This is a genomic window from Blautia sp. Marseille-P2398 (assembly GCF_964240315.1).
GTDB classification, from domain to species: Bacteria; Bacillota; Clostridia; order Lachnospirales; family Lachnospiraceae; genus Blautia_A; species Blautia_A wexlerae.
In genome coordinates this window covers 1-2,802 of sequence record NZ_CAXSTD010000037.1, presented here as the reverse complement: position 1 = coordinate 2,802, position 2,802 = coordinate 1, and the positions used below count along the sequence as shown (strand labels likewise).

The window sequence follows — 2,802 nt, the reverse complement described above, 5'->3', positions numbered from 1 at the left end:
AAAAATCCATGCAGAAGTAAATTCTACAGGTATAGAATTTACTCTTGCAAGGTAGAATTTAAAAATACATTTAACCTCTATATTTTTGATTTCTGTGGAAATTTTGAGTTCTTCCGCATGAATAAAGGACGTGCCACTGCAAATATGATTGCACTTCAGGGAGCAATTTTTCAACTGGAATTTGAGATTGCCTATAAATTGCAGGGAGCCGCTTATCAGACAGAACGATTGATTACCTATCGTAAATCTCTGGTAGAGCATATGGCTGGAAAGGTGCAGGAGTTAAACCGAGAAAATTTTGCGGTGCGTCAGCACTTAAAATATGTGGATATTTATGCTGTTGAAGAAAATTATAAGGTTCTTACTTATGAGGACACTCTGGCAGTGCGGGACGAATTATCTCCATTGATCAGACCTGAAAATGATGATGCGAAAGCTTTGCGTTTTGATGCTCTTCTGTATGGAATTGAACTGGCGTATCTGGCAGAAAAGAAATATGGACGTGGTCGAAAGGATCTGCTGAAGAAGGTTTCTGCACTGGCAGGGATTTCTAACATTCCGGAGATTATGATGCAGGCAGAACTGATAGACAAGATTCTTCATGGAGGATATCTGGACAATGCAGGGATTCCTGAATTTGAGCATATCAGAGAAAATCTCCGCGATCTGATGAAATATATTCCGGATGCAGACAGAATGATCTATGACACAAACTTTGATGATGAGATTCTCAACATGGAGTGGAAGGATTCAGAACTGGAAAATGATGATCTGAAAAATTATAAGGCAAAAGCAGAATATTATGTACGCCAACATCAGGACAATGCAGTGATAGAGAAGCTAAAAACCAATATTCCTTTAGACAATAATGACATGAGAACGCTGGAAAAAATTCTGTGGAGTGAAGTGGGAACCAAACAGGATTATGAGGCAGAATACGGACAGAAACCGCTTGGAGAATTTGTGCGTGAGATTGTAGGGCTTGACATGAATGCTGCTAAGGCTGCCTTTGCACAATATCTGGATGATACCTGCCTGGACAGCAGACAGATTTATTTTGTGAATCAGATTGTGGAATATATTGTACATAATGGGCTGCTGAAGGATCTCTCGGTTCTTCAGGAATCACCTTTTACGGACCAGGGCAGTATTGTGGACATATTTACAGACTTAAATGTATGGCTGGGGATCAGAAAAACCATAGAGCAGGTTAATGCCAATGCCATTGCTGCGTAAATTTGTCAGTAGATCAGAACGAAAGTGCTTGTCGACGAGATAAAGCTTGGATATTCAATATTGTGGTAAAATAAACTTTGGAAAGGCGGTATATGGATGAAGTGGGCAGATGGAAAGATACGATGTTGCTGGGCAAATCCGAAAAATGAGCGGTATATCCGTTATCACGATGAGGAGTGGGGCATTCCGGTGCATGATGACCGGAAGCTCTTTGAAATGCTGATATTGGAGTGCTTTCAGGCGGGCTTGTCTTGGGAATGTGTTCTGAATAAGCGAGATGCCTTTCGCGTGGCTTTTGACAATTTTGATTCGGAGAAAGTCAGCGCTTACACTGAGGACAAGCTGGAAGCACTGCGGAGTAATCCCGGCATCATACGAAACCGCCTGAAAATACAGGCTGCCGTTACCAATGCATGGGCATTCCTGGAAATTCAGAAGGAGTACGGCAGCTTTTCGGACTATATCTGGCATTGGACAGATGGCAAAGTAATCTGTGAAACTGGCCGGACAAGTTCAGAACTGTCTGACTGTATATCAAAAGATTTGAAAAAACGCGGCATGAAGTTCGTGGGAACAACGGTTATCTATGCCTATTTACAGGCAGTAGGAGTTCTCTCTTCTCATGAGCAGGGCTGCTTTTTGGCAAATCAGGAAGCTGAGCATTATAATAGTTATTCATAAGTCTGTTATTTCCTGATTTTTATCCATCCTGCATGAAGCAGATGTACACCTGCGGGAATCAGAGAAAGCAGATGTATATTTGTGCAGCTGCCTGTTTCTGCATATATCGGCAGAATGAGTGTATGAAATGCAAGATAAAGGTATGCGCCTGCAGCAATGAGATTACACAGAAAAAAACTCCAGCCGAAGATACCAGAAATAGAAGCTGTAAGAATGATGACCAGCGTCAGGGTATCAGGAACAAAGGGAAGATGAATAAAATCAAATTCAGGTTTCAGGGAGAGAAATGCGAGCACTGCGTAAAGAAAAAGCACTGCATTTAATGAACTCATGATCTTAAACGGTAAACTGTAAAAAGGTGTAACAGGGCAGTTGGGCCATAGTTCAACATCCAGTTTCTGTGCAAGCTGGGTTGCTGACTTTGTAAATGTTATGTTTGTCATTACAACAGCTTTATCGCAGTCGTAGAAGTTTGCACCTGCATAGGCTTCCTGAACAGCTTTATTTCCAACGGGATGGGTGTAATATTTACATTGTATCCCGTATTTTTTTCGATGTTTGAAAGCAATGATATCGATTCCCTGATCTCCGGAGCTTTGGGTTACTTTTATTTTAGAAAAATGTTTTCGCTTTAGTATCTTTGCACATTGATATTCAAATTCATATCCATCCATGTGTTGAATCTCCCGTATTATATAAAATGTATAGCAGTCTGCAGCAAAATAAGAATACCATGTTTGATGATAAAGAACAAGTGTTTTGCGAAGAAAAGAAGAAGGGGTTATTATTTACGTTACTGTTCACTGGTCAATGGTATTTAGATAAATAAAGCATATTCCGGAGATTACTTGACATTTAAAAAGAAATGCCTTGAAAAATTTATGA

The 2,802-nt window shown here is 40.3% G+C and carries 3 protein-coding genes; 2 read left to right on the top strand and 1 reads right to left on the bottom strand.

Annotated features, from left to right (window positions below):
• Together ACESZG_RS18820 and ACESZG_RS18815 are read left to right on the top strand one after the other, a co-directional pair.
• Positions 1–1,236: type I restriction-modification enzyme R subunit C-terminal domain-containing protein (locus ACESZG_RS18820; RefSeq protein WP_373218957.1), on the top strand; the 1,236-nt coding region annotated here is incomplete at its 5' end.
• Between the two features lie 96 nt (positions 1,237–1,332).
• Complete coding sequence (locus tag ACESZG_RS18815) at positions 1,333–1,917, top strand: DNA-3-methyladenine glycosylase I (RefSeq protein ID WP_055057756.1); 585 nt, start codon at positions 1,333–1,335, stop codon at positions 1,915–1,917.
• Between the two features lie 5 nt (positions 1,918–1,922).
• Here the strand turns inward: ACESZG_RS18815 and ACESZG_RS18810 are convergent, their stop codons facing one another.
• Positions 1,923–2,591: a restriction endonuclease gene (locus tag ACESZG_RS18810; RefSeq protein ID WP_144137180.1), complete on the bottom strand. Its 669-nt coding sequence runs from the start codon at positions 2,589–2,591 to the stop codon at positions 1,923–1,925.
• Between the last annotated feature and the right edge of the window lie 211 nt (positions 2,592–2,802).